Genomic DNA, 3,192 nt, shown 5'->3' on the forward strand with positions numbered 1-3,192 from the left:
TTTCGGAGCCTGCGTAGTCATATACGAAGCTCCCGCAAAACTGGATTCGCCGGATTCAAAAATTGCGCAAAAATTCGAGGGGATCGGACGCAGCCGCGGTCGCAGCAACTACCTGACGAAACTACCTGAAGAAAAATGAAGTAAGCCGATAGGCCGGATTCTGTTACGACGCTCAGGCTTGCGCCTTCCCGTTATGACAACCATTCCTCTAGGCCCTGGATTACTCCAGCGCTCCAGCTCTCTACCCGCACGCTCCGCGAGCAACATCAACGCGTGCCTATTTGAGATTGCTCCGAGTGGAGGTTACCGCGTTTCACCGTAACTTAATACGCTCGTCTCTGTGGCCCTATTCCTCGCCTCACGGCGGACGGCCGTTAACCGTCACCCTGCTCTATGGAGTCCGGACCTTCCTCCCGCCGGCGCCTTGCAGCGCCAGCCAGCGGCTGTCTGGCTTACTTCAGGCGGCATTCTACCGCAATGCAGACTGTGGCCGACTGAATTTTGCTGCCGCGGCCAGAAAAGCCCATCCATACAATTCCAATTTTGCATGAGACACCAGCCTACCGCATACGAACCGTTTCTAAGCTGCAGCGACCTCTCGGACAACAGCAAGCTGTCGCCATGAAGCGGCTTCCGCACCGCGGCGGCAACCGCAGTCGCCATCGATCATCTGGCCACTCGCCAGGCCCACAGGTTGTTCATCATTGGCATCGGAACACAGGCGCAATGGTCGCCGCTGTCGGTGCCAGCAAAGGCACCGTGCGCGACCTGGACGATCGCGCCATCGCCCGCGCCGATACGCTGGTGCTCGAATGGAAACCGCAAGCACCGCAAGAGGCTGGCGATCTGCTGCTATGCCAGCCCGGCGCTTTTTCCTGCGAGCGGGGATGGCAGCTGGGCCAGATCGTCGATGGCAGCAGCGCATCCGCCCGTCGGGAAAGCGCCCTGGTGATCTACAAGACGATTGGCGTTGGGGTTGAAGACAGCACACCGTCCGGCCGGGTATCTCGTCGCGCCTGCGAACCGTTCAGGCGGCAAGCCAAGCACACTGCCGAGGCAGCCGCAGCGACCGAGATAGCGGCACTTGCGGCGGCTATGTTGTCAGTCTAGAATCGGGCACGCGCTGAACACTAGTGCGACTACCGTGCAAGGAATGGCTTGCAAAGTCCTATTTACAATGACTAACAACGGCGCACATGGAATTTCATTTACTTAGCTTCCTCAAGACAGTGCTGTTCGTGCTGGCCGCGCTATTGCCGATCATGAACCCACCCGGCGGCGCACCGATATTCCACTCGCTGACCATCACTGCCTCCGACGCCACCCGCAATTCGCTGGCCCGGCGCGTGGCGATCAACTCCTTCCTGTTACTGATGGGCGGTATGTTCATCGGCACACACGTGCTGGCATTTTTTGGGCTGTCGCTACCGGTGGTCAAGGTCGCGGGCGGCTTGCTGGTCATCGCCACGGCTTGGAAAATGCTCAACTCGGATGAAATGCCGAAGGGTGAAGTGGTGCCGGAGTCACTCTGGACCGAGGAGCTGGCGTCGAAAAAAGCCTTCTATCCGCTAGCCTTTCCGCTCACCGCCGGCCCCGGCTCGATCTCGGTCGCCATCACCCTCGGTGCCGGCGTGCGGGTGCCGAATGTACCGCTGCCGCTGTCCTTGCTTGCGGCCGTTGCCGGTCTCGCTCTGGCGGCGTTGGCGGTCTACCTGAGTAATCGTTTTGCCGGGTTCCTGATCCGCTTGCTGGGCGATACCGGCACTACCATCATGCAGCGCATGACTTCGTTCATCCTGCTCTGCATCGGCGTACAAATTCTGTGGGACGGCGTCAGCGGATTGTTACAGATATTGCAAGCGCATTGAACGAAACAGTCAGCCAATAGATAGATATCAGTTCCACAAGCATGTTGTAAAGTCATCTCACACAGAAGGAAATTCCTTTCTTAGCGTGGATAATCCAGGGGCAGGTGATAACATTGGATGCCTATCAACCCACGGAGGAGAAGACAATGATCAAAAAAGTAATCGTGATCGCAGCAATGTTCGGGATGTTCGGCGCGCTGTCCGCTTGCAATACTTTCGCCGGCATGGGCAAGGACGTGCAAACCGGTGGCGAGAAAGTGCAAGACGCTGCGCAGGACCTGCAAAAGAAAATGTAATTCCCGGCGGATCGGCGTCGGAGAGAGCAGCATTTCGGCTCCCTCCGGGCCGGCCCCGGTTCAACAATACCTGGTTAACAGAAGTGACTTCGAGGAGCGCATCGAAGAGTGACGTCGCAAAGTTACTTGGTACATCGGACTCGGACAAAAACTGCATCCCGCATTTGGTTGCGCCGATTACTATCTGACACCCGCGTCCAACTTTAGAGACGCTCCAATCCCGCAGAAATGACGATCATCGAACTGCCTTTTCGAGCAACAACTAAGCAGGCTTGCCACTGGCTTGCACAGCAAACCGGCAACCCCTGGACCTTGGCACGCATGATACAAAGTGGCTTGACCCCTTACGTTTGGCTGGACTACGACGCCGGTTATCCGGATCTGTTCGGCGACGCCAACGGTGGTTATGCGGCACCGATTTTTTTCGAAGGCGACACCAGACGGCTTGCAGCCGGTAGCGAAGATGTGCTCATCACAATCACCAAAGACGTCTATCAAATCGTGGCGCAACTCAAACCGCCAGGTTTTCGCAGGGCTTTGCACGAGTTGCGTTTTCTGAAAAAAGATCTGCAGCGCCTGCCAGGCAAACTCAAGCGTGAAGCTGAAGCCAGGTCGCAACCGCTCAAGCTGGTAGCAGCAATCGAAGCGCGGAGTGGCATCAACCAAGATCAAGTCTTGATGGCATTTTCCAGCCTGGTGAAAATTGACCTGGCGCAGGCCCTCAGAGAAGGCGGCGGCATATTCGGCGATGAAGGCGCGATGGTGAAGGGCAGCGCAAAAAAAGCAAAGAACAAGGCGGTGTGGAATCCAGTCACTTTGGCGCTGGGATTAAACGATGTGTATCGGGTGCCGATGTCGCATCTGACAAGAGCTTTTCATGCGCATGAGTTTTTGTCTGCGTGGACTGAGCTTCCCCCGAAATTTAGTCTTCCATAGGTAACGTAAAATCAACGATCCTTTGGAAAGACCAGCAATGAAGAAGATACCAAAACAGATGTACACGGCGGAGTTCAAGGAGCTAGCCGTGC

Annotated in this window: 4 protein-coding genes, 1 other RNA gene and 1 pseudogene; 5 read left to right on the plus strand and 1 reads right to left on the minus strand. The window is 56.5% G+C overall.

The genetic code is table 11. The annotated features are described in order from the left end of the window. Positions 1-133 precede the first annotated feature (133 nt). Positions 134-459, minus strand: an RNA gene (gene rnpB / locus ACIQ0R_RS12050) — RNase P RNA component class A. Positions 460-643: 184 nt separating this feature from the next. On the opposite strand from rnpB, the pseudogene ACIQ0R_RS12055 reads away from it, so the two are divergent. The 5 genes and pseudogenes from ACIQ0R_RS12055 to ACIQ0R_RS12075 form a co-directional block, all read left to right on the plus strand. Further along, a pseudogene (locus tag ACIQ0R_RS12055) lies at positions 644-702 on the plus strand (hypothetical protein); the annotation flags it as partial. A gap of 24 nt (positions 703-726) precedes the next feature. Beyond that, positions 727-1,110, plus strand: a complete 384-nt coding sequence (locus ACIQ0R_RS12060) for a hypothetical protein (protein WP_395827754.1) — start codon at positions 727-729, stop codon at positions 1,108-1,110. A gap of 86 nt (positions 1,111-1,196) precedes the next feature. Next, positions 1,197-1,868, plus strand: coding sequence for a MarC family protein (locus ACIQ0R_RS12065; RefSeq protein ID WP_395827757.1), 672 nt, complete (start codon positions 1,197-1,199; stop codon positions 1,866-1,868). A 146-nt stretch (positions 1,869-2,014) separates the two neighbouring features. Then, complete coding sequence (locus ACIQ0R_RS12070; protein ID WP_395827760.1) at positions 2,015-2,164, plus strand: entericidin A/B family lipoprotein; 150 nt, start codon at positions 2,015-2,017, stop codon at positions 2,162-2,164. A 228-nt stretch (positions 2,165-2,392) separates the two neighbouring features. Next, positions 2,393-3,100, plus strand: coding sequence for a hypothetical protein (locus ACIQ0R_RS12075; RefSeq protein ID WP_395827764.1), 708 nt, complete (start codon positions 2,393-2,395; stop codon positions 3,098-3,100). The last annotated feature ends 92 nt before the right edge of the window (positions 3,101-3,192 follow it).

The organism is Collimonas sp. (genome assembly GCF_044339385.1).
GTDB lineage: Bacteria > Pseudomonadota > Gammaproteobacteria > Burkholderiales > Burkholderiaceae_D > Collimonas.